General features: G+C 72.0%; 19 protein-coding genes. 8 read left to right on the top strand and 11 right to left on the bottom strand.

The window, feature by feature from the left end:
* Window positions 1-15: 15 nt before the first annotated feature.
* Window positions 16-1,419, top strand: coding sequence for a GntP family permease (locus ACVGV0_RS09030; RefSeq protein ID WP_459159418.1), 1,404 nt, complete (start codon window positions 16-18; stop codon window positions 1,417-1,419).
* A gap of 25 nt (window positions 1,420-1,444) precedes the next feature.
* Here ACVGV0_RS09030 and paaE read toward each other — a convergent pair whose 3' ends face one another.
* The 8 genes from paaE to ACVGV0_RS08990 all read right to left on the bottom strand — a co-directional run bounded on the left by paaE (window position 1,445) and on the right by ACVGV0_RS08990 (window position 9,192).
* Complete coding sequence (gene paaE, locus ACVGV0_RS09025; protein WP_459159417.1) at window positions 1,445-2,563, bottom strand: 1,2-phenylacetyl-CoA epoxidase subunit PaaE; 1,119 nt, start codon at window positions 2,561-2,563, stop codon at window positions 1,445-1,447.
* Window position 2,564: 1 nt separating this feature from the next.
* Window positions 2,565-3,089: a 1,2-phenylacetyl-CoA epoxidase subunit PaaD gene (gene paaD, locus ACVGV0_RS09020; protein WP_459159416.1), complete on the bottom strand. Its 525-nt coding sequence runs from the start codon at window positions 3,087-3,089 to the stop codon at window positions 2,565-2,567.
* The gene (paaC, locus tag ACVGV0_RS09015) at window positions 3,083-3,967 is read right to left on the bottom strand and encodes a 1,2-phenylacetyl-CoA epoxidase subunit PaaC (protein WP_459159415.1); all 885 of its coding nucleotides are present in this window, start codon (window positions 3,965-3,967) and stop codon (window positions 3,083-3,085) included. Before paaC ends, paaD begins: the two co-directional genes overlap by 7 nt.
* 8 nt (window positions 3,968-3,975) lie before the next feature.
* Window positions 3,976-4,269 (bottom strand): 1,2-phenylacetyl-CoA epoxidase subunit PaaB, encoded by a 294-nt coding sequence (gene paaB / locus ACVGV0_RS09010; RefSeq protein ID WP_459159414.1) that lies wholly within the window; start codon window positions 4,267-4,269, stop codon window positions 3,976-3,978.
* A complete protein-coding gene (gene paaA, locus ACVGV0_RS09005; RefSeq protein ID WP_459159962.1) occupies window positions 4,266-5,189 on the bottom strand; it encodes a 1,2-phenylacetyl-CoA epoxidase subunit PaaA in 924 nt (307 codons plus the stop codon). Before paaA ends, paaB begins: the two co-directional genes overlap by 4 nt.
* Before the next feature lie 197 nt (window positions 5,190-5,386).
* On the bottom strand, window positions 5,387-7,441 hold the full coding sequence (gene paaZ / locus ACVGV0_RS09000; protein WP_459159413.1) for a phenylacetic acid degradation bifunctional protein PaaZ: 2,055 nt from the start codon (window positions 7,439-7,441) through the stop codon (window positions 5,387-5,389).
* A gap of 91 nt (window positions 7,442-7,532) precedes the next feature.
* On the bottom strand, window positions 7,533-8,321 hold the full coding sequence (locus ACVGV0_RS08995) for an enoyl-CoA hydratase/isomerase family protein (RefSeq protein WP_459159412.1): 789 nt from the start codon (window positions 8,319-8,321) through the stop codon (window positions 7,533-7,535).
* Window positions 8,322-8,334: 13 nt separating this feature from the next.
* Window positions 8,335-9,192: a 3-hydroxyacyl-CoA dehydrogenase family protein gene (locus tag ACVGV0_RS08990; protein ID WP_459159411.1), complete on the bottom strand. Its 858-nt coding sequence runs from the start codon at window positions 9,190-9,192 to the stop codon at window positions 8,335-8,337.
* A gap of 437 nt (window positions 9,193-9,629) precedes the next feature.
* Here ACVGV0_RS08990 and paaI point away from each other — a divergent pair, with 437 nt between their 5' ends.
* From paaI to ACVGV0_RS08975, 3 genes are read left to right on the top strand one after another with little or no spacing between them, the layout of a single operon-like run.
* Complete coding sequence (gene paaI, locus ACVGV0_RS08985; RefSeq protein WP_459159961.1) at window positions 9,630-10,028, top strand: hydroxyphenylacetyl-CoA thioesterase PaaI; 399 nt, start codon at window positions 9,630-9,632, stop codon at window positions 10,026-10,028.
* Window positions 10,025-11,356 (top strand): phenylacetate--CoA ligase PaaK, encoded by a 1,332-nt coding sequence (gene paaK, locus ACVGV0_RS08980; RefSeq protein WP_459159410.1) that lies wholly within the window; start codon window positions 10,025-10,027, stop codon window positions 11,354-11,356. Before paaI ends, paaK begins: the two co-directional genes overlap by 4 nt.
* A 34-nt stretch (window positions 11,357-11,390) precedes the next feature.
* Window positions 11,391-12,014, top strand: coding sequence for a TetR/AcrR family transcriptional regulator (locus tag ACVGV0_RS08975; RefSeq protein ID WP_459159409.1), 624 nt, complete (start codon window positions 11,391-11,393; stop codon window positions 12,012-12,014).
* Between the two features lie 86 nt (window positions 12,015-12,100).
* On the opposite strand, the gene ACVGV0_RS08970 is transcribed toward ACVGV0_RS08975, so the two are convergent.
* Window positions 12,101-12,517 (bottom strand): SPW repeat protein, encoded by a 417-nt coding sequence (locus ACVGV0_RS08970; protein ID WP_459159408.1) that lies wholly within the window; start codon window positions 12,515-12,517, stop codon window positions 12,101-12,103.
* A 1,061-nt stretch (window positions 12,518-13,578) separates the two neighbouring features.
* The gene (locus tag ACVGV0_RS08965) at window positions 13,579-14,400 is read right to left on the bottom strand and encodes an SAM-dependent methyltransferase (RefSeq protein WP_459159407.1); all 822 of its coding nucleotides are present in this window, start codon (window positions 14,398-14,400) and stop codon (window positions 13,579-13,581) included.
* 436 nt (window positions 14,401-14,836) lie between these two features.
* Here ACVGV0_RS08965 and ACVGV0_RS08960 point away from each other — a divergent pair, with 436 nt between their 5' ends.
* Together ACVGV0_RS08960 and ACVGV0_RS08955 are read left to right on the top strand one after the other, a co-directional pair.
* The gene (locus tag ACVGV0_RS08960) at window positions 14,837-15,808 is read left to right on the top strand and encodes a C40 family peptidase (protein ID WP_459159406.1); all 972 of its coding nucleotides are present in this window, start codon (window positions 14,837-14,839) and stop codon (window positions 15,806-15,808) included.
* A 270-nt stretch (window positions 15,809-16,078) separates the two neighbouring features.
* Window positions 16,079-18,439, top strand: coding sequence for a xanthine dehydrogenase family protein molybdopterin-binding subunit (locus tag ACVGV0_RS08955; RefSeq protein ID WP_459159405.1), 2,361 nt, complete (start codon window positions 16,079-16,081; stop codon window positions 18,437-18,439).
* Between the two features lie 204 nt (window positions 18,440-18,643).
* Here the strand turns inward: ACVGV0_RS08955 and ACVGV0_RS08950 are convergent, their stop codons facing one another.
* On the bottom strand, window positions 18,644-20,053 hold the full coding sequence (locus tag ACVGV0_RS08950; protein ID WP_459159404.1) for a diguanylate cyclase domain-containing protein: 1,410 nt from the start codon (window positions 20,051-20,053) through the stop codon (window positions 18,644-18,646).
* Between the two features lie 684 nt (window positions 20,054-20,737).
* On the opposite strand from ACVGV0_RS08950, the gene ACVGV0_RS08945 reads away from it, so the two are divergent.
* Window positions 20,738-21,346, top strand: a complete 609-nt coding sequence (locus ACVGV0_RS08945; RefSeq protein ID WP_459159403.1) for an acetate uptake transporter — start codon at window positions 20,738-20,740, stop codon at window positions 21,344-21,346.
* A gap of 76 nt (window positions 21,347-21,422) precedes the next feature.
* Window positions 21,423-23,393 carry an acetate--CoA ligase gene (gene acs, locus ACVGV0_RS08940; RefSeq protein ID WP_459159402.1) on the top strand — a complete coding sequence of 657 codons (1,971 nt, stop codon included), beginning with the start codon at window positions 21,423-21,425 and terminating at the stop codon, window positions 23,391-23,393.
* Window positions 23,394-23,561 lie beyond the last annotated feature (168 nt).

The raw sequence follows: 23,561 nt of genomic DNA, 5'->3' as shown, positions 1-23,561 counted from the left end.
TCCGAGGAGTACAGCGTGGATTCCTTAGTGCACTGGCTGCAGCACGAAACCGCCGGACTGCTCACGCTCTGCGCGAGCGGCATCGCCGTGCTGCTGCTCATGATCATCCGCTTCCGGATCGAACCGTTCATCGCGCTGATCATCACCAGCCTGCTCGTCGCCGTGGCGGCGGGACTGCCCCCGGAGCAGATCCTCGGCTCGGCGCAGTCCAGCGGGGACTCGCTGCTGGAGAGCGGTTTCGGCGACATCCTCGGGCACATCGCCGCGATCGTGGGACTCGGCACGATCCTCGGCTCCCTGCTGGAGCAGTCCGGAGGGGCGCAACGGCTCACCCGCTCGTTCCTGCGGGTGTTCGGGGACCGCAGGGCACCGCTGGCCATGGGTCTGTCCGGCTTCGTCTTCGGCATTCCCGTGTTCTTCGACATCGGCGTCTTCGTGCTCGCACCGCTGGTCTACGTCGCCGCGCGGCAGAGCGGCCGTTCGATCCTGCTGTACTGCCTGCCGCTGGTCGCAGGCCTGTCCATGACCCACGCGTTCCTCCCTCCCCACCCCGGACCGGTGGTGGCGGCCGGACTGCTGGGCGTGGATCTCGGCTGGCTCATCGTCATGGGACTGGCCTGCGGCCTCCCGGCGCTGGTCGTCAGCGGCGTCCTGTTCCCGGCGTGGATCGGCAACAGGATCCACGTCCCGGTCCCGGAGGAGATGCTCTCCGCGACCGACTCCGCGGAGGAGCCGGAGCGCGGGGCTCCCGGACTCGGCACGGTCGGTCTGATCATCGCCCTGCCGATGGTGCTGATCCTCGGCGGCACGGTCGGCAGCCTCGCGCTCACCTCGGGCACCACCGCGTACGACCTGGCGACGTTCTTCGGCAACCCGGTCGTCGCCCTGCTCATCTCCGTGCTGCTGGCCTTCTGGCTGCTGGGCGCGCGCCGCGGGATGTCCGGTGCCGAACTGTCGGCGCTGACCGGCAGGGCGCTGCGCCCGCTGGGCATGATCCTGCTCGTCGTGGGAGCCGGCGGGTTCTTCGGCACCGTGCTCGCCGAGACAGGTGTGGGCGAGGCCCTGGCCGGTTCCCTGAGCGCGGCCGGCCTGCCCCTGCTCGTCTCGGCCTACGTCATCAGCGCGGGACTGCGCATCGCCCAGGGATCGGCGACGGTGTGCATCGTGACCACCGGCGGCATCATCGCCCCGCTGGTCGCCGACCAGGGCTACGCGCAACCGCAGCTCGCGCTCATCGCGGTGGCGATCGCGGCGGGCTCGGTCGTCGCATCGCACGTCAACGACGGCGGTTTCTGGATCATCTCCCGGTACTTCGGGATCTCGGTCAAGGACACGCTGCGCACGTGGACCGTCCTGGAGACCGTGCTGTCGCTGGTCGCCTTCGGGACGGCCGCCGCGCTGAGCGCGTTGCTGGCCTGACCGCGCGGAGGTGCGCGAGCGCGGTTCAGCAGTCGTAGTCCACGGTGACCGCGTCGGTGTCCGGCAGCGACTGGCACGTCAGCACGAACCCGTCATCCACTTCGGACTGCTCGAGGGCGAAGTTGCGCCGCATGGTCACCGCGCCCTCGGTGACCTTGGCGCGGCAGGTGCCGCACACCCCGCCCTTGCAGGCGAACGGCAGGTCCGGCCGGGACTTCTGCGCCGCGTCGAGCACCGGCGTGTCCTTGGGCAGGGTGAGCGCGGAGGTGCGCCCGTCCAGGGTGATCTCCACCTCGGCGCAGTCCCCCTCGGGGACGGTTTCGCTGCGCCGCACCGGTTCCGGCGGAACCTCCTCGACGTGGAACAGCTCCTGGTGCACGCGCTCGTCGTCCACGCCGATCCCGGCGAGCACCTCGCGCGCTGCCGTGACCATGCCGTGGGGGCCGCACAGCCACCAGTGCTCGTCACCGGCAACGGCCACGAGGGAGTCCACGAGCCCGCGCAGCTTGGCCCCGTCGAGCCGCCCGGACACCAGGTCCGACTCGCGGGGTTCGCGGGAGAGCACGTGCACGAGTTCGAACCGGGCCGGGAACCGGTCCTTCAGGTCGGCGAGCTCGTCGGCGAACATGACCGTGTCGCTGCGCCTGTTGCCGTAGACGAGGGTGACGTGCGCGTTCGTCTCGCGCAGCAGGCTGGCGGCGATGGACAGCACCGGCGTGATCCCCGATCCCGCGGCGACGAGGACGTGCCGGTCGGAGGTGTCGTCGCCGGGGCTGAACGATCCGGTGGGCGGCTGCACCTCGATCACGTCGCCGGGCGCGACCTCGTTCACCAGCCAGCTGGAGAACAGCCCGTCCGGGACCAGCCGCACTCCGATGCGCAGCGCGCTGCCCCGCGCGGCGCAGATCGAGTACGACCGGCGGTGCTCACCGTCGGGCAGCCGGCGGCGCAGCGTCAGCGACTGGCCGGGCCGGAAGTCGAACACGTCGGCCGCCTCGCCGGGCACCTCGAAGGTCACCGCGACCGCGTCCTCGCACAGCCGGTCCACCGAGGCCACGCGCAGCGGGTGGAACTGCCGGCGCCGGTTCGGTGCGGCCGCGCTCGCGGGTGCGGTGGCGACCGCGGTGCGTTCGGTGGTGGTCACGTCACAGCTCCTTGAAGTGTTCGAACGGCTCGGCGCAGCTGCGGCACCGCCGCAGCGCCTTGCAGGCGGTCGACCCGAACCGGGAGAGCTCCTCGGTCTCGCGCGAGCCGCAGCGCGGGCAGGTCACCGCCCGCCGCGGGGGGCCGAGGGTCAGCGGCACCGGACCGCTGCCGTGCGCCGGAGCGCTGCCGGGCGGGGCGATGCCGTGCTCGGCGAGCTTGCGCCTGCCTTCCGCGCTGATCCAGTCGGTGGTCCACGGCGGGTCGAGCACGGTGCGCACCTCGACGTCGGCGAAACCCGCCCCGGTCAGGCGGCGGTGCACGTCCGCACGCATCTCCGCCAGCGCCGGGCATCCCGAGTAGGTCGGCGTCAGCGTCACCACGACGGTGCCGTCCGCGGCGAGCTCGACCGCGCGCAGCACGCCGAGATCGGCCAGCGTGAGCATGGGCAGCTCCGGGTCGGTCACCGCCTCGGCGACCGACCGCGCCCACTGCTCGGCGGAACGGGTGGGGCTGCCGATCACCATGTCGCCTCCGGGTGCGCACGCGCCAGGCTCTGCATCTCGGCGAGCACGTAGCCGAGGTGTTCGGTGTGCACCCCGTCGCGGCCGGCGCGGCCGCCGACGCCGGCGAGGGAGCTCGCCTCGGGCTGCGCCAGCGTCGCGGTGCTGCGCACCTGCTCCCAGGCCGCGTCGAACTCCGCTCGGGCCTGCGACGGGTCGACGCCGACACCGGCGTCGGCGGCGGCGCGCTCCGCGGCGTGCGGGCGGAACAGCTCGTCCACGAGCGGCCACACCTCCTCGACGCCGGACTGCATGCGGGTGTGCGACTCCGCGGTGCCGTCGCCGAGCCGCACGATCCACTTGGCGGTGTACTCCCGGTGGTACTCGAGCTCCTTGACGCCCTTGGCGGCGATGGCGGCCAGCACCGGGTCGCGCGAGGAGCGCAGGCGGGAGAACACCGCCAGTCGCCAGGAGGCGAACACGAACGCCCGCGCCATCGTCTCGCCGAAGTCCCCGTCGGGCGGTTCGACGAGGCGGACGTTGCGGAACTCGTGCTCGTCGCGGAAGTACGCCAGCGCGTCCTCACCGCGCCCGGTCCCGTCCACCTGACCCGCCCTGCCGAGCAGCATGCGGGCCTGGCCGAGCAGGTCGAGCGCGATGTTGGCCAGCGCCACCTCGTCCTCGAGCTCCGGCGCGGCGGTGACCCACTCGGTGAGCCGCTGCGCGGCGATGAGCGCGTCGTCGCCGAGCATCAGGCAGTACTCGCCGAGCAGCGCACCGTCCACACCGCCCGGAACTGCTGTGTCCACTCCGGACAGCGGATCGTCGAACCCGGTTCCGAACGCCCACCGGGGTTCGGCTTCGGCGGAGGCGAGCGCCTCGTAGGCGTTGTCGAACGACATGGCCGGCCTCACATGTGCGGGACGTCGTCGGGAATGCTGTAGAACGTGGGGTGGCGGTAGACCTTGTCCCCGTTCGGCGCGAACATCGGGTCCTTCTCGTCCGGGCTCGAGGCGGTGATCGCCTCGGCGCGCACGACCCAGATGCTCACGCCCTCGTTGCGCCGGGTGTAGAGGTTGCGCGCGTTGTGCAGCGCCATCTCCTCGTCGGCGGCGTGCAGCGAACCGACGTGGACGTGGTTGAGTCCGCGCTTGCCGCGGACGAAGACCTCGAACAGCGGCCACGAGGCGCGGGTCTCGCTCATGACGTGCCCTCCTCGGCGTGCTTGGCGGCGTGGGCGAGCGCGGCTTCGCGCACCCACCTGCCGTTGTCGTGCGCGGCGCGGCGGCGCCGCATGCGCTGGGCGTTGCACGGCCCCCGGCCGGAGATCACGTTCTTGAGCTCGGACCAGTCCGGTTCGCCGAAGTCGTAGTGGTCGCGCTCGGCGTTGAAGGCCAGTTCCGGGTCGGGCAGCGTCACGCCGAGCGCTTCGGCCTGCGGCACGGTCATGTCGACGAACTTCTGGCGGAGTTCGTCGTTGGTGTGCCGCTTGATGCGCCAGGCCATGGACTGCTGCGTGTTCGGCGAGTCCCCGTCCGGCGGCCCGAACATCATCAGCGAGGGCCACCACCAGCGGTCCGTCGCGTCCTGCACCATCCGGCGCTGCTCGGCGGTGCCGCTCATCATCGTCAGCAGCATCTCGTAGCCCTGCCGCTGGTGGAAGGACTCCTCCTTGCAGATGCGCACCATCGCCCGCGCGTACGGGCCGAAGGAACTGCGGCACAGCGGCACCTGGTTGCAGATGGCCGCGCCGTCGACGAGCCAGCCGATGACGCCGATGTCGGCGAAGTTCAGCGTCGGGTAGTTGAAGATCGAGGAGTACTTCTGGCGACCCTCGATGAGCTTGTCGGTGAGCTCGGCCCGGTCGACGCCCAGGGTCTCGGCCGCCGAGTACAGGTAGAGCCCGTGCCCGGCCTCGTCCTGCACCTTCGCCAGCAGGATGGCCTTGCGCCGCAGGCTCGGCGCGCGGGTGAGCCAGTTGCCCTCCGGCTGCATGCCGATGATCTCCGAGTGCGCGTGCTGCGCGATCTGCCGGACCAGGGTCTTGCGGTAGCCCTCGGGCATCCAGTCCCGGGGCTCGATGCGCTGGTCGCGAGCGATCCGCTCGTCGAAGTGCTGCTGCAGTTCCCCCTCGCCGGGGGTCTGCGCTTGTTCGACGACTGCTCCGCCGGTCGTCACGGGGACCACCTCCGCCGTTGCCGTGCACCGCTGGCATTCACGATCGGAATTACCGACCGTTCGGTCAGTAAATATTTTCGCGCAGGACACCTGCGGAACGCAACCCCCTCGCCGGGCCGTTCCGCGGTGCCTGCCGGGCCCGCTCAGGCGGAGCCGGCCGTCGCCCCGGCGTCCCGCTTGGCCACGAGCGTGAGCACGTCGTACTTGGCCACCGAGTCGCCGTTGCCGTTGGTCACGTCGGCGTCCCACCGGACCTCGCCGTGGGCCGCGTTCGCGCGCGGCGTGATGCGCTTGGCCGTCAGCGTCACCGTGATCTCGTCACCCGGGTAGGTCGGCGTGAGGAACCGCAGGTTCTCCAGCCCGTAGTTGGCCAGCACCGGTCCCGGCTCCGGCGCGACGAACAGCCCCGCGGCGAACGACACGACCAGGTAGCCGTGCGCCACCCGGCCGCCGAAGAACTCGTTGGCCGCCGCGGCCTCCTCATCGGTGTGCGCGTAGAAGGTGTCGCCGGTGAACTCCGCGAAGTGCTCGACGTCCTGCAGCGTGACCTGCCGCGGGCCGCCAACGACCGCGTCGCCCACCCGCAGGTCCTCCAGGTGCTTGCGGAACGGGTGCTCGTCGGTGACCGAGCGCCGGCTGCCCGGGACCCACTCGCCGCCGATCGCGGTGAGCGTGTCCGGATCGCCCTGCACCGCGGTGCGCTGCATGTGGTGCAGCACCCCGTGCAGGCCGCCCAGCTCCTGCCCGCCGCCCGCGCGGCCCGGCCCGCCGTGGACCAGCTGCGGCACGGGGGACCCGTGCCCGGTCGACTCGGCGGCGTTGTGGCGGTTGAGCACGAGCATCCTCCCGTGGCTCGCGGCCGCGCCGAGCACGACCTCCCGCGCGAAGTCGCGGTCGGCGGTGACCACCGACCCGACCAGGCTGCCCCGCCCGCGGCGGGCCAGCTCCACCGCTTGCGCCGCGCCCTCGTACGGCAGGAGCGTGCTGACCGGGCCGAAGGCCTCCACCTCGTGCGGCTGCGAGCGCTGCGGATCGTCGCAGCGCAGCAGCATGGGCGGGACGAAGGCTCCGTGCTCGGCATCGGCCCCCACCGGTTCCACCCGGTCCGGGTCGCCGTGGACCAGCTGCCCGGCCTCCAGCAGCGCCTTCACCGAGCGCCGCACCTCCTCGCGCTGCTCGAGGCTGGCCAGCGCCCCCATGCTCACGCCCTCGGCACGCGGATCACCGACCACGACGCGCTCCAACCGCTGCCGCGCGGCCGCGACCACGTCGTCGAGGAGACCCGCGGGAACCAGCGCCCGGCGGATCGCGGTGCACTTCTGCCCCGCCTTGACGGTCATCTCCGCGACGAGCTGATCGACGAACAGGCCGAACTCCTCGGTGTCCGGCCCGGCGTCGGGGCCGAGCACGGAGCAGTTCAGCGAATCCGCCTCCGCGTTGAACCGCACCGCCCGGTCCACCAGCGTCGGGTGCGCGCGCAGGCGTTCGGCCGTGGTCGCGGAACCGGTGAACGACACGAGGTCCTGGTCGGTCACGTGCTCCAGCAGGTCCCCGGCACCGCCGCACACGAGCTGCACCGTCCCCTCCGGCAACAACCCGGACTCCACGATGAGCTCGACCAGCCGGTGCGTGAGGTGCGCGGTCTGCTCGGCCGGCTTGATCAGGCTCGGCACGCCCGCCAGGAACGCCGGGGCGAGCTTCTCCAGCGGTCCCCACACGGGGAAGTTGAACGCGTTGATCTGCACCGCCACCCCGCGCAGCGGTGTGCACACGTGCCGACCGAGGAACGTGCCGCCCTTGCCGAGCGGTTCGGTCCCGCCGTCGAGGTAGACGGTGGAGTTCGGCAGTTCGCGGCGCCCCTTGCTGGCGTAGGTGAACAGCACCCCGATCCCGCCGTCCACGTCGAACTTGGCGTCTCCCCTGGTCGCACCGGTGCGCGCCGACAGCTCGTACAGCTCCTGGCGGTGCTCCCGCAGGTGCGAGGCCAGCGATTTGAGCAGTGCCGCGCGCTGGTGGAACGTCAGTTCGCGCAGCGCCGTCCCGCCGGCCTCCCGCCCGTGGGCGAGCGCGCCGGCCATGTCGATCCCCGCCGAGGAGACCCGGGCGATCTCCGCGCCGGTGACCGCATCGCGCATCGGGGTCCCCTCGTCGGCGGGCTGCTGCCAGCGACCGCCGACGTAACTGGGCAGTGCACTCATCTTCAACGACCTCCTCACCGGACGCGCCGGTCGATCGGTACCGCGGAGCCGGCGGCGACTCCGGCGGCGACTCCGCGGTTCGCCCGCGGGGCTACTCGCCCCGGAACTCGGGCTGCTGCTTGTTCAGGAACGCTTCGACCGCAGTGCTGTGGTCGCTGGTCGCGGCCAGGCGCTCCTGCGCCAGCGCCTCGGCCTCGAGGGTGGCGCCGAGCCCTTCCTGCGCCCGCAGCAGCGCCTTGAGCTCGGCGTAGGCGGCGGTGGGCCCGTGCGCGAGCTGCCGGGCCAGCTCCCACGCCGCCGACGGGGTCTCCTCGGCGGCGACGACGCGGTGCACCAGCCCCCACTCGTGGGCCGTCTCGGCCGGGATCATCTCGCCGAGGAAGAACAACCGGCCGGCGCGGGAAGCACCGATGGCGCGCACGAGGCTCGCGCTCAACCCCGAGTCGCTGGCCAGTCCGATGCCCGTGAAAGCGGTACCGAACTTGGCCCGGTCGGCGGCGACGCGGACGTCGCCGGCCAGGGCGAACCCCAGGCCCGCTCCCACGCACGGACCGTTGATGCCGACCACGACGGGCTTCGGCAGTTCGGCCAGCGCTGTCACGATCGGGTTGTAGTGCTCCCGCACCGTCGCCAGCGCGCTGCTCGCGTCGGAGCGCAGCGCCTGCGCGTGCTCGGCGAGGTCCTGGCCCACGCAGAAGGCCTTGCCCGCGCCGGTCAGCAGCACCCCGCGCACCGCGGTGTCCGCGGCGGCCTCGCGCAGGGCCTCCAGCAGCTCCTCCTTGAGCCGCCGGTCGAGCGCGTTCGCGGCCTCCGGGCGGTTCAGCGTGATCGTGCTGACCGCGTCGGCGGTTTCGCAGTGCACCGCGCTGTCGGTGGTCATGGACTGCCTCCGCTCACTCGTTCCAGTCGTGGAAGCCGCGCCCGCTCTTGCGGCCGAGTTCCCCGCGTTCCACCTTGTCCCGCAGCACCTGCGGCGGGGTGAAGCGCTCGCCGAGGGTGCGGCTCAAGTATTCGGCGACGGCCAGCCGCACGTCGAGCCCGACGAGGTCGGTGGAGCGCAGCGGACCCATCGGGTGCCGATAGCCCAGTTCCATGGCGGTGTCGATCGACGCGGCGTCGGTGACGCCCTCCTCGAGCATGCGCATGGCTTCCAGCCCCAGGGCGACTCCGAGGCGGCTGGTGGCGAACCCGGGGGAATCGCGCACGACGATCTCGGTCTTGCCGAGCGCCCGCGCCCAACCGCGCACGGCCTGCACCGCGCCCTCGCCGCTGGCGTCGGAGGCGACGACCTCGACGAGCTTCGAGGCGGGAACCGGGTTGAAGAAGTGCATGCCGACGAAGCGCTCGGGAACCCGCAGCGCGGCGCCGAGCTCGGCGATGGACAGCGAGCTGGTGTTGCTGGCCATCACCGTCGAGGCCGACACCGCCTCTTCGGCGGCGGTGAGCATCCGGACCTTCAGCTCCGGCTCCTCCGGCACCGCCTCGACGACGAGGTCCGCCTTCGCCGGCAGCTCGGAGAGCTCGGTGGTGGTGCGCAACCGCTGCAGCACCGCCTCCGGGGAGGCTTCGAGCTTCCCGCGCTGGCGGGCACCCTCCAGACCGTCGCGCACGCGCTCGCGGGCCGCCCGCGCCGCGGCCTCGTCGCTCTCGACGATGTGGACCTCGGCGCCGAGCGCGAGGAACACCTGGGCGATCCCCGCGCCCATGCGTCCACCACCGAGGACACCGACCAGTTCAGCCGTGTCGCTCACGTCCGTTCCTCCGTTCCTCCGACCCTGCTCGCCGTGCTCGGCCGCACCCGCGAGCGGCGCGGGGTGGGCATTTCCCGGGAAATGCCCGCGACTTCTCCCGAGAAGTGCTCCCGGTGCCGCTGGAGATCGTGCGCCACCGGCGGGCTCCGGCGGAAGCCGGCGGCGCGGCTGCTCCCCGATCGCGGCACGATCGGCGGTGTCCCCCCGAGCCGGATTCACCCCTCGGACGCGTGCTCCTCCCGCACCTCCGGTGAGACTGGACCGCGACGCGCAGCGATCCCCGTTCCAGCGGCGGGAACTCCGGCGGTGGAGCAGGGTTGACAACACATCGGGCACGGCCAACACTGCACATTAATAACCGACTGTTCGGTCAGTTCGCAAGGTGGTGAGACCCTGTGACCACGTCGGATCTGCCCGTGGCAGCGTCCACGCGCGCCATGCTCGACGACGACCACGCCTCCAGATCTCTCGGCATCGAGGTCGACGAAGCCGCCGACGGGTGCGCCTCGGCCCGGATGCGCATCACCGCCACCATGGTCAACGGGCACGGCATCGCGCACGGCGGCTACGTCTTCACGCTGGCCGACACCACGTTCGCCTGCGCCTGCAACAGCCACGGTCCCACCACCGTCGCCGCCAGCGCGGAGATCACCTTCGTCGCCCCCGCCCGCGAAGGGGACGTGCTGCACGCGCGCGCGGAAGAACGGGTCCGGTTCGGACGGAGCGGCATCTACGACATCACCGTCCGCCGCGGACCGGAGTCCGACAGCACCGTGGTCGCGGAGTTCCGCGGGCACAGCAGGAGCATGAAAGAAGGGAAGGAGGCAGGGAAATGACCGGGACAACGGAGTCGCCGGCACCCGCCGACACCGTCGCCGCACCGGCCGCGGTCGCACCCGGCGACGTCGCGCGCACCCGCACCGAACTCGAATCCCTGCAACTCGAACGTCTGCAGTGGACGCTCTGGCACGCCTACGAGAACGTCCCGTTCTACCGCGAGCGCTTCGACTCCGCCGGCGTCCACCCCCGCGACTGCCGCGCCCTGTCCGATCTGGCGAAGTTCCCGCCGACGACCAAGCACGACCTGCGGGACAACTACCCCTTCGGCATGTTCGCCGTGCCCCGCGAGCAGGTGCGGCGCATCCACGCCTCCAGCGGCACCACCGGCCAGCCCACGGTCGTCGGCTACACCGAGCACGACCTCCAGGTCTGGTCCGACGTGGTGGCCCGGTCCATCGCGGCCGCGGGCGGTCGCGCCGGCGACATGGTGCACGTCTCCTACGGGTACGGGCTGTTCACCGGCGGGCTCGGCGCGCACTACGGGGCGGAGCGCCTCGGCTGCGCCGTCGTCCCCGCCTCCGGCGGGATGACGGCGCGCCAGGTGCGGATCATCCGGGACTTCCGCCCCGAGATCATCATGGTCACCCCGTCCTACATGCTCACCCTCATCGACGAGTTCCGGCGCCAGGGCGTCGACCCGCGCGAGAGCTCCCTGAAAGTCGGGATCTTCGGCGCCGAACCGTGGACCGAGCAGATGCGCCGGGAGATCGAGCAAGCCGTGGACATCGACGCGGTGGACATCTACGGCCTGTCCGAGATCATGGGCCCGGGCGTGTCCTCGGAGTTCGCCAGCACCAAGGACGGCCCGCACGTCTGGGAGGACCACTTCTTCCCCGAAGTGCTCGATCCGGTGCACGGCACGCCGCTGGACGACGGCGAGAGCGGGGAGCTCGTGTTCACCTCGCTGACGAAGGAGGCCTTGCCGATCATCCGGTACCGCACGCGGGACCTCACCCGCCTGCACCCCGGTACCGCGCGGCCGGAGTTCCGACGCATGGAGAAGATCACCGGGCGCAGCGACGACATGATCATCCTGCGCGGGGTGAACGTCTTCCCCAGCCAGATCGAGGAGCTCGTGCTGCGCTGCGAGGGCCTGTCCCCGCACTTCCAGATCTCGCTGGAGCGCGAGGGCCGCATGGACCGCATGACCATCCGGGTGGAGTCCGCGGAGAGCACCACCGCGGCGCGGATCACCGCGATCCCCGAGCAGCTGACCGAGTCGGTCAAGGAAGCCGTCGGGGTGACCGCCCAGGTCGAGGTGCTCGAACCGGACACGTTGGAGCGCTCGGTCGGCAAGCTGCGCCGGGTCGTGGACCACCGATGACCGGCCCGCCGCTGCAGCTGGGAAGATGGTGGCCATGACGGCGAGGACGGCGAGCAAGAACTCGAATCGCGGACGTCCGGGCTACGATCTGGACTCCCTGCTGCGCACGGCGGCGGTGGTGTTCCACGAACGCGGCTACGACGGCACGAGCATGGAGGACCTCGCCAAACGGCTCGGCATCACGAAGTCGGCGATCTACTACCACGTCTCCGGCAAGGAGGAGTTGCTCCGCCTGAGCGTCGACCGGGCGCTCGACTCGCTGCTCGCGGTCACCGAGGAGGCCGCCTCGCAGCAGGGGGCGGCGATCGACCGGTTGCAGCACGTGGTGCGGCGGAGCGTGCAGATCCTCATCGAGGAGCAGCCGTTCGTCACGGTGCTGCTGCGCCTGCGGGGCAACAGCAAGGTCGAACGGCAGGCGATGGCGCGTCGCCGCACGATCGACCACTTCCTCAGCGACCTCGTCGACGACGCCCAGAGCGAGGGCAGCATCCGCACCGACCTCAACCCGGCGCTGACCACGCGGCTGCTGTTCGGCATGGTCAACTCGATCATCGAGTGGTACCAGCCCCGCAAGGGGCTGTCCGCCGAAGAGGTCGCCGACGCGGTGGTGACGCTGGCCTTCCGCGGACTCGCGTCCGCATCGGACGGCGACGGGTGAAACCCGGCGGGCGGCCGAGGTCCGGGGGACCGGCACGGATCGGGGTGGTGGTGCCAGGCACCACCACCCCGGACCGTTGCCACCGGTCACTCGCTGTTGGAGCGAGTGCCCGCCATCGCGAACGCGGCGACGCCCGCTCCCGCGATCACCATGACCGCACCGGCGATCACGTTGCTCCACACCAGACCCGCGGTCGGCCCGGCCGCGGGGACGATCCAGGTGGAGATGATCAGCCAGATTCCCAGCGGGGCCGCCACCCAGGACAGCCCGCCACCGCGCTCGGCCATGCCGGTGACGCCGAGGCCGATCCCGGCGACCACGAGGCCGATGACGAGGTGGTGCGTCGCCAGAGCGGGCACACCGCTCAACCCGATCACGAACGGCGAGACCGCTGCCCACACTCCGGCCAATGCGAGGACTCCGTCACCGAGGACCGTGCGGGGTGACCCCAGAGCCCCCCCGTACTGCCGCTGCAACTCGACCACGTCGGGGTGGTAACGCATGGATTCCCGTTCCGCGGTCCGACGCGGTTCTGCTCCGTCAACCACGGTGCTCCTCCTCCGTTCGAAGGTGCGCGTCCGCGGGGAGGAACTCCGCGCGGGCGCTGGAATCCCGGCGCGCCCTGTTGGGCACGAGGCGGAGAACCCGCAGGGCCGGAGCTGCCAGCACCGGCGACTCCACCGAGTTCTCCGCGTTCCTCGTGGTCCCGCCGCTCTCCGCGTTTCCGGAAGCGGGCTCCTCGCAGAGCCACCTCCGGGTGAGCGAACAGGCTGCCACCGGGAGCGTTTCGGTGCGCGGTCGGATCCGTGCGGGTTCCGATCGAGACCGTTGTCGTGCGGCGTCCGGGAGGCGCACCCGTCGCCGGCGGTCACCGGCGGCGCGTGCCGCTGGTTCCGCGAACGTCGCGCCGCGGACTTCCCCACGGAATTCCGCGACCAGGAGGCCGCGAACACGCGCATCGTGTTCGCCCGATCCATGTTAGCGCGTCCGCTTCCGCCGCAACCAGGACTTTCAGCCCGAATTCGGTCCGAAGTCCAGGCGGGGGCGAACGGCAGTTCGACCGCACCGCAGCCGCACCGCGACACCGCCGCGGATCAGTGCGGCGACTCCGGCGGGTCCGGTGCGCGCGGTGGATCCGGCCGCTCCGGTGGCGGGACCTCGGGCTCATCCGGTGCTTCCGGAGCGGGAACCTCCGGCGGATCCGGTGGCTGCGGGGCCTCCGGCTGCTGCGGGGGTTCCGGCTCCTCCGGAGGTCGCGGCTGCTCCGGATCAGGCCTCTCCGGCCGGTGCGCCTCGGGCGGAGGCGGGGCGCCCACGGCGGCACCGGCACGCGCGCGCAGCCGGTCCGCGACCCGCTCCGCTGCACGGGGAGTTTCTGTCAGCAGCATCGACACCACCACGCCAAGGCCGCCGCGCCACCGCGGCGGCACTCCTCCGATACTCGGCTACGCCCTCCCGGTACCCGGCAGGACCGCGCGCGACACGTCGTACCGAGGGCGAGCAGCGCCCCGCGGGGACCGGGCGCCGCACGGGGCCGGTCACCGAGCGTCACCGGACCGGCGGATCAGGGCTTGCGGGCCACGGCGGCGTACTGCGGCACCGCTTCCTCCGGCGGGGACGTGGTCACCGCGCCCGGATCCCAGTCGGCGCAGGAGACCAGCCCGGGCGACTGCACCTCGAGGTCACCGAGCAGACCGCGGATCTGCGCCCCGCTGCGCGCGGTGATCGGCGGGGTGGCGTTGGCGTTCCAGAACTCCATGGCCGCGCCGTTCTCCTCCCCGCCCAGTTCGGTGGTCGGATGGCTCAGCACGACGTAGCTGCCGGAGGGCACCGCGGCGGTCAGGCGTTCGACGGTGCGGCGGGCCTCGTCGACGTCGGTGAGGAAGTTGAGCACGCCGAGCAGCATGAGCGCCACCGGCCGGTCGAAGTCGAGCGTGCCCGCCGCCGCGTCCAGCACGGCCTCGACGTTGCGCGCGTCCTCGTGCAGGTAGTCCACGGGGCCGCTCGCGTCGTCGGAGGTCAGCAGCGCCCGGGCGTGGGCGAGCACCAGCGGGTCGTTGTCCACGTACACCACTCGGCAGCTCGGGTCGTGCCACTGGGCCACTTCGTGGGTGTTGTCCGCCGCGGGGAGCCCCGTGCCGATGTCGAGGAACTGCTGGACCCCGCGGTCCTGCACGAGGTGCCCGACGGCGCGGGCGAGGAACGCCCGGTCGGCGCGGGCGACCGTGGCGATCCCGGGGAACAGCTCGCGCACCCGGTCCCCCGCCTCGCGGTCCACGGCGTAGTTGTCCTTGCCGCCGAGCCAGTAGTCCCACACGCGCGCGTTGTGCGCGACGGTGGGATCGACGTGCGGGGTGGTCAGCGGCCCCTCGGCCTGCTCGGTCATGCGTCCCCTTCCTCGTGCGGCGTCGTCGCGCACATGCTTCTGCCTCCACCGCCCCCCGTCAAGGCGAGCCGCGCGGCCGCTGGCGGGAAGGACGCACCTCCGCACCACCGACCGGCCCTGGTTCCCGCCGGTCCCGGGTGCGCTTCGGGGCCTCGCGCCCGTGCTTCGAGATCGCTGTACTAACCTGCACCGCGTTGCGTAACCCGAACGTGGTTGTGCGCGGGAGAGCGCGGCCCTCCCGGACGCTCCGCCCCCGAGCGGCGATTCGCCGCGAAGCGGGCACGCCGTCCGGCCGGGTCGCGGTTCCCGGCCGTCAACCCGGCGCAAGTCCCCCGAACCCGGCGAAGGAGACGGAGTCACCGTGCACCACGCGGCGTCGCCCCGACCGAAACGCACGATCCGTGCTGCCTGCACGGCGGCGGTCCTCACCGCCACGATGGGCGTAACGGCCTCCCCCGCGCTGGCAGCCCCCGACCTCCCCGACGACCCCCAGCAGGCGGAGCAGAAGCTGCACGAGCTGTCCCGCCGCGCCGAGGAGCTCACCGAGAAGCACAAGAAGGCCCAGGACGACCACGAAGCCAAGCAGGAGGAACTCGCCAAGGCCACGGCCAGGGCGGAGCAGGCCGATCGCGTCGCCGAGCAGGCCCGCAACGAGGAGGAGCGCTTCCGCGGCCGCGTCGACCAGCTGACGAGCGCCAGCTACCAGGGGGCGCGGCTGAACAAGATGTCGGCGCTGCTGGCCAGCGAAAACCCGGATGACTTCCTCGACCGCGCCGCCACGCTCGACGTGCTGGCCCAGGACAACAACGAGGTGATCGGCCGGCTCGCCGCGGCCACCCACCGGGCGGAGAGGGCCGAGCACCGGGCGCAGGCGGCGCGCGACCGGGCCGCGAAGGCCGAAGCGGCCGCGGCGCGCCTGAAAACCGACATCGAAAACCGCAAGAGCGCCATGGACCAGCAGGTGGCCAAGGTCGAGGAGCACTACAACAGCCTCAGCCAGCAGGTCCAGGAGGAGATCTCCGGCGAGACCAGCTCGGTCGGGCAGCTCCTCGGCGGCGGTTCGGCCATCGAAGCGGTCAACGCGGCACTGGGCAAGCAGGGCTCGCCCTACGTCTACGGGGCCAAGGGGCCGAGCCAGTTCGACTGCTCCGGCCTGGTCCAGTGGTCGTTCCAACAGGCCGGGGTGGACCTGCCCAGCTCCACCCAGTCGCAGATCACCGAGGGCAAGGAGGTCTCGCAGAGCGAGATGAAGCCGGGCGACGTGATCTTCTTCTACAGCTCGGGCAGCCACAACGGCATCTACATCGGCAACGGGCAGATCGTGCACGCGCCCACCGAGGGGCAGACCGTCACGGTCGAAGAGGTCGCCTACATGGGCGAGGTCAACAGCGTGCGCCGCTACACCTGAGTCCGCACGGTCCTGCTGCCGAGCACCGGCCCGCGGCGCGCCACCGCTCGCGCCGCGGGCCGGTTGCTCGTCCGGCCCTCCCGTCCCCCGCACGCCGCGTGCGGCTGCCGCGCGCGGGCGCACCCGGTACCGCCCGAACGGAGGATCTCGGCGACACGCCGCCCCGAACCACCTCCGGAACGGTGCGCGCGCGGAGACGGTCGGCGATCCTGGGGCGAAGCGCCCACGGCGAACCGCGACCGCCCAGGCGGCAGGGGAGGCTGTCCGAGCATGACCGAAACACTTCGACCGGCCGTCGGAACTCCGGTTCCGCGCAAGGAAGACCGACCGCTGGTCCAGGGCAAGGCCACCTGGACCGACACGATCACCCCGCCCGGCACGATGCACGTGGCGGTGCTGCGCAGCCCCTTCGCGCACGCCCGCATCACGGCCCTGGACACCGCCGCCGCGGCCGAGCTGCCCGGCGTCGTCGCGGCGTTCAGCGGTGCCGACCTCGCCGGCGAGTGGGCCGGCATCCCGTGCGCCTGGCCGGTCACCGAGGAGATCCACCTGCCCGAGCACCCGCCGATGGCGGTCGACACCGTGCGCTTCGCCGGCGAACCCGTCGCCGTCGTCGTGGCCACCGACCGCGCCGCGGCCGAGGACGCCCTCGAGCGCATCGACGTCGACTACGAGCCAGCCGAGGCCGTCGCGGACGTCGAGGAGGCCCTGCGCGGTGGCCCGCTGGTGCACGAGCAGTTCGGCACGAACGAGTGCTACACGTGGGGCCTGGACAACGGCGACGTCCGGGCGGCGTTCGCGAACGCCGACGTCACCGTCTCGGAGCGGTACGTCCAGCAGCGCCTGCAGCCCACGCCGATGGAACCGCGCGCGGTGGTGGCCACCCCGGACCCGGGGGGCGGGGGGTTCACCCTGCACTCCTCGACGCAGATCCCGCACATCCTGCGCGGCGTGCTGGCGGCGGTGTGCTCGGTTCCGGAGTCCAAGCTCCGGGTGGTGGCCCCGGACGTCGGCGGCGGCTTCGGTGGCAAGCTCAACGTCTACCCCGAGGAGTGCCTGGCGCTGGCTCTGGCGCGACGGCTGGGCGCGCCGGTGAAGTGGGTGGCCGACCGCTCCGAGGACAGCCAGGCGATGACGCACGGCCGCGGCCAGGTCCAGTACGTCGACCTGGCGGCCACGAACGAGGGGCGCCTGCTGGGCATGCGGGTGCGCATCCTCGCCGACATGGGTGCCTACCTGCAGCTGCTCACCCCGGGAATCCCGCTGCTGAGCGCGTTCATCTTCCCCGGCGTCTACTCCTTCGACGCCTTCTCCATCGAGTGCCGGGGCGTGTTCACCAACCGCACCCCCACCGACTCCTACCGCGGCGCGGGGCGCACCGAGGGCATCTACGGGGTGGAGCGGGCCGTGGACGCGCTGGCCCGCGAGCTCGGTCTGGACCCGGCCGAGGTCCGCCGCCGCAACTACCACGCCCCCTTCGACTCGGGGTCGACCACGCCCGCCGGGCTCGAGATGGACTCCGGCAACTACCCGCTCGCGCTGGACCGGGCGCTCGAACTGTCCGACTACGCCGGTTGGCGCGCCGAGCAGCGCCGCAGGCGCGACGACAACGACCCGGTGCAGCTGGGCATCGGCGTGTGCAGCTACACGGAGAACGGCGGGCTGTCCCCCTCGAAGATGACCGCCGCGCTGCGGCTGGGAGCACCCGGGTGGGAGATGGCCGGTGTGCGGATGCTCGCGGGCGGCACGGTGCAGGTCGTCACCGGCACCTCGCCGCACGGGCAGGGGCACGAGACCACCTGGGCGCAGATCGCGGCCGACGCCCTGGGCGTGGCCGTCGAGGACGTCGAGGTCGTGCACGGCGACACCAGCACCGCCCCGTACGGGCTGGACACCTACGGTTCGCGCAGCGCGGCGGTCGGCGGCACGGCGGTGCACCTGGCCTCCCGCAAGGTGCTGACCAAGGCGCGGGCGATCGCCGCGCACATGCTCGAGGCCGCCGAGGACGACCTCGAGTTCGAGGCCGGGCGCTTCTCCGTCGCGGGCGCGCCCGGCGGGGGCGTCACCATCCAGGAGGTGGCGGGGGCCGCGTACCTCGCGGCCGACCTGCCCGAGGGGATGGAGCCGGGGCTGTCCGAGGAGCAGTTCTTCGACCCGCCGAACTTCACCTACCCCTTCGGCACGCACATCTGCGTGGTCGAAGTGGACACGGAGACCGGGAAGGTCACCGTGCCGCACTACTTCGGCGTCGACGATTGCGGCAACGTCATCAATCCCTCCATCGTGGATGGTCAGATGCACGGCGGCATCGCCCAGGGGATCGGGCAGGCGCTCTACGAGGAGGCCGCGCACGACGCCGACGGAACGCTTACCAGCGCCGCCCTGTCGGACTACCTCGTGCCGGCGGCACCGGAACTGCCCGAGTTCACCCTCGGGCACACGGTGACCCCCTCGCCGACGAACGCGCTTGGGGCGAAGGGGGCGGGCGAATCCGGCTCGATCGCCGCCACTCCCGCGGTGGTCAACGCCGTGCTCGACGCGTTGGCCCCGTTCGGCGTGGAGCACATCGACATGCCCGCCACTCCGCGGCGCGTGTGGGAGGCGATCCGGCACGCCCGGCAGCGGTCCTGACCGCGGGCGGGACCCCCGGGCACCGCGCCGGTCCTCGCGTGACCGCACCCCGGCGCGGTGCTCCCGCCTGCGGTGCCCGTCCTGACTCCACCTGCCCGCGTCCCGCTCCCCCGGTGTCCGCGCCGGCCTCCGCTGGCCGGCGCTCCCCGGCATGTCTGCGCGCCGGCGCCGCGGCCGTCGCGAGGGGCCGCGGCGAGGGGCCGCCTACCGCGCTTTGTCGCGGTACATGGCCGCATCCGCCCGCGCGAGCGCCTCCAGGGGCGTGTCCGCCCCTGCCGCGAGCACGTGCCCGACGCTCGCCGCGATCCCCCGCGGGGCCTCCTGCCCCAGCGCGACCGGGGCCCCGAGCGCGTCGGCCAGCCGCTGCTTGAACTTCTCCGGCGAGCCGGCAGGTTCGAGGATGACCAGGAACTCGTCCCCGCCGATGCGGCCGATGAGGTCGGTTTCCCGCGTGCACTGCTTCAGCCGCTGGGCGCACGTGCGCAGCAGCATGTCCCCGACGTTGTGCCCGAACCGGTCGTTGATCTCCTTGAAGCTGTCCAGGTCGACGTAGACCAGGCCGACGTCGTAGTGGCCCCGGGAAGCGCGGGAGAGCGCCGCCTCGAGGTACTCGAGCACGAGCGCCCGGTTGGCGACCCCGGTGAGGTCGTCGTGCGTGGCCTGGTGGTGCAGTTCCAGGTGCACGCTGTAGAGCTGCTGCAGCGTCACGAGCTGGCGCAGCACGACCAGTCCCACGACCACGCCGAGCAGGTACATCTCCACCGGGTTGGTCTCGGTCTCGCGCGTACGGCCGACGACCATGATGACGATCACCGCGACCAGCGGCACGTACGGCAGGAACAGCAGCGGCAGGCTCGGCTTCAACCGCGGCAGCGGGTTGTCCGGGACCAGTGCGGCGATCAGCAGGAACACGGGTGCGGACAGGTAACCGATGTCGCTGGCAGGCGCGGCCTCCGCTCCGAGGGAGATCGTGTAGGTGTACGCGGCGTCGGAAACGCCGATCGCGATGAGCCCGAGCATGATCCAGGCCAGCGGGATGCGCCGCACGCTGTGCAGCGTCACGGCGAGCAGGATCGCCACCACGATCAGCACGAGGTCGCCGAACGTGTAGGACACCGCCAGCAGCAGCGCTGCGGAGTTCTCCCCGTAGAAGATCGATCCGAGCGTCAGCTCCCACAGCAGCACTGCCAGGCTGCAGACGATGATCAGCGCGTCGAGCGCGATCACCCGGCGCGGCGAGACGACGTCCTCCCGCCGCAGCGAGCGCTCCCTCCGCGCGGCGCTGACGAGGGCGACGAACGCGCACAGCGGCAGCCCGAAGTAGAAGATGTTCTCGATGTCGGGGAAGGTGATCACCCGGCCGTTGAGCCGGTGCCAGGTCCACATCGCCTGCCCGACCGCCCACAGCGCCATCGCCGTGGACAACCAAGCCCGCCACGCCTCACCGCTGCGGTAGCCGGTGATGCCGAACGCGGCGGCGGCCGCGACCGCCCCGACGAGTCCGGTCACATCGGCGAGCGTGCGCGTGGCCTGCGGCGGGAGCACCCCGGACGCCACCAGGGCGGCCACCGCGCACACGGCGATGACGAGGTACGGCTGCCACTGCCTCACCACGGCGACCGCGCCAGGATCCGCGACCGACGACCGCACCGCGCACGCGCCGCCCCGGGCCCAGCAGCGGCGGTCCGGCCGCACGCCGCGCGGCGTGCGCGCCGCGGCCTGGGGACGCGGAATCGAGCAGCACCCATGTCACTCGCAGCCTGATCTCTTCGTTCCGCACGCGTCGTCGGCGCCCGCGGAGCACGCATCCGCACTCCTCCGGACACGACCGGATCAGCGGCCACCGGTTCCGGTGGTCCGGTCGGACGTTCGCGGCTCAGCGAGGCGCAGGAGAAGTGTACCGCGAGCGGAGGAGACGCACAGCTGAGCGAACAGCGCCGCGCGGGAACAGCGGGATTCCGCTCCTCGCTCTTTCGCGCGGGCGGAGAACCGGCAGGGCGGCATTCGAGAACGCGCGGATCCGCGTGAACTGCAGTTCGATTCGACGGCCGCTCGTTCGTGCCACCGATCACGAGGAGGAATTCGAACTGCACCGCTCGTCGCGCAGGGGTACCACTGGTCGTGCTGCGCGACCACTCGTCGCGGTCCTGTTGCGTGTGATCCCGCACTCACCGAAGGATGTCGCGCACACGGCAGAGCCCCCGCGAGGGGCGCGGAGACGGATCGGCGCGGCGGCGTTTCCCACCGCCGCGCGGATTCCGCTCCGGCGAGAACAGCGAACATCTGCGAGGAGAAACGATGGCGGACAGCGACACGGGCGGAACTGCCGACCCGACGGCGCACATCGCGGATCCGGGGCCGTTGGGGCTGGCCGGATTCGCCTCGACCACCCTGGTGCTGAGTTTCGTCAACGCGGGCCTGGTGGGCACCAGCGTGGAGACCACCGCCGTGGTCGCGTTGGCGCTGTTCTACGGCGGTCTGGCCCAACTGCTCGCGGGGATGTGGGAATTCCGCAAGGGCAACACCTTCGGCGCGACCGCCTTCCCCACCTACGGCGCCTTCTGGCTGGCGTTCGCGGTCTACGTCTGGCAGTTCATGGACACCATGGACGACCAGCAGCAGGCCGTGGCGACCGGTCTGTTCCTGCTCGCCTTCACGATCGTGACGGGCTACCTCACCGTCGCCTCACTGGCCACGAACACCGCCCTGGTGACGGTGTTCGTCCTGCTGTTCCTGACGTTCCTGGTGCTGACGATCGGCGATCTCGGCGGTGTTGACCCGCTCGGCACCCTCGGCGGTTGGCTCGGCATCCTCACCGCGCTGGCGGCCTACTACGCCTCCTTCGCGGGAGTGCTCAACACGACGTGGAAGCGCACCGTCCTGCCCGTCGGACCGCGCACACCGTGAACCGCACCCGCGTGCCGGAGGCGGCACGCGCCCACCGTCACGCCGCCCACGAACGAGAGAGAAGCAAGGCAAACGCATGAGCGACCAACAACCGTCCACTGGGGATGCCGGCGCGCGCACCTTCCCGCCGAGCGCCGAGTTCGCCGCCCGGGCCAACGCCGGCTCCGAGCTGTACGACCGGGCCGCGGCGGACCGCGAGGCGTTCTGGGCGAGCCAGGCCGAGCGGCTGCACTGGGACGCGAAGTGGAACGACGTCCTCGACTGGTCGAACGCACCGTTCGCCCGGTGGTTCACCGGCGGCCGGCTCAACGTCGCCTACAACTGCGTCGACCGCCACGTCGAGGCGGGCCACGGCGACCAGGTCGCGCTGCACTGGGTGGGCGAACCCGGTGACACCCGCGACATCAGCTACGCCGAGCTGCAGCGGGAGGTCTCCCGCGCGGCCAACGCGCTGAGCTCGCTCGGCGTGCGGGCCGGTGACCGGGTCGCCATCCAGCTGCAGATGATCCCCGAGGCCGTCGTGGCCATGCTGGCCTGCGCGCGGATCGGGGCGACGCACAGCGTCGTCTTCGGCGGGTTCTCCCCGAGCGCGCTGCGCTCCCGGGTGGACGACGCGGAGGCCTCCGTCGTGATCACCTCGGACGGGCAGTACCGGCGCGGTCAGGCGGCCCCGATGAAGGAGGGCGTCGACGAGGCGCTGCAGGGCGCCGAGACGGTCCGCCACGTGGTCGTGGTGCGCCGCACCGGCGACGACCTCGGTTCCGTGCCCTGGACGGAGGGCCGCGACCTGTGGTGGCACGACCTGCTCGCCGAGCAGCCGGAGCAGCACGCCCCGGAGGCGTTCGACTCCGAGCACCCGCTGTTCATCCTCTACACCTCGGGCACCACCGGCAAGCCCAAGGGCATCGTGCACACCTCGGGCGGCTACCTCACCCAGGCCGCCTACACGCACGACGTCGTGTTCGACCACGAGCCCGGCCGCGACGTCTACTGGTGCACCGCCGACATCGGCTGGGTCACCGGGCACACCTACATCGTCTACGGCCCGCTGGCGAACCGGGCCACCCAGGTGCTCTACGAGGGAACGCCGAACACGCCGCACCAGGGGCGGCACTGGGAGATCGTGCAGCGCTACGGCGTCTCGATCTACTACACCGCACCCACGCTCGTGCGCACCTTCATGAAGTGGGGCGAGGACGTCCCCGCCCAGTACGACCTCTCCTCGCTGCGGCTGCTCGGCACGGTCGGCGAGCCCATCAACCCGGAGGCCTGGACCTGGTTCCGCGAGCACATCGGCCGGGGCAGCACCCCGATCGTGGACACCTGGTGGCAGACCGAGACCGGTGCGATCATGATCTCCCCGCTGCCCGGGGTGACCGCGGCCAAGCCGGGCTCGGCGCAGCACGCGCTGCCGGGGATCTCCGCCCAGGTCGTCGACGACCACGGGGACGAGGTGCCGGCCGGTTCCGGCGGGTACCTGGTGCTGACCGAGCCGTGGCCCGCCATGCTGCGGGGCATCTGGGGCGACCCGGAGCGCTACCGGGACACCTACTGGTCCACCTTCGCCGACCGCGGCTACTACTTCGCCGGTGACGGCGCCAAGTACGACGAGGACGGCGACGTCTGGCTGCTCGGCCGGGTGGACGACGTCATGAACGTCTCCGGCCACCGCATCTCCACCACCGAGGTGGAGAGCGCGCTCGTGTCCCACCGGGCGGTGGCCGAGGCGGCGGTCGTCGGCGCCTCCGACGAGACCACCGGTCAGGCGATCGTGGCGTTCGTGATCCCGCGCGGCGAGGCCGCCGCGGCGGAGGAAGTCGTGCAGGAGCTGCGCGACCACGTGGCCGCCGAGATCGGGCCGATCGCCAAGCCCAAACGGATCATGGTGGTTCCGGAGCTGCCCAAGACCCGTTCGGGCAAGATCATGCGGCGGCTGCTGCGGGACGTCGCCGAGGACCGCGAGGTCGGCGACGTCAGCACGCTCGCCGACTCGAGCGTGATGGACTCCATCGCGCGCGGCATGCGCGCTCCGAGCGACGAGAGCTGACGCCACCGGTCGGCGCCGGGGCTTGACCGCCCACCTCGGCGCTGTGGCAGTGTTCAGCCCCGCGGAGTCATCGGGTACGTTCCTCGGGCGGCCGGGTTCAGGACCTCACCGGTCCGGCCCGGCCGCCGGGAGCGACGATCGTCCGCCGTCCGTCGAGGTTGAACCGTC

It is taken from the genome of Salinifilum ghardaiensis, from assembly GCF_054491345.1.
Note: the sequence above shows the minus strand (reverse complement) of the source record. Positions and strands in the feature narration are given on the sequence as shown.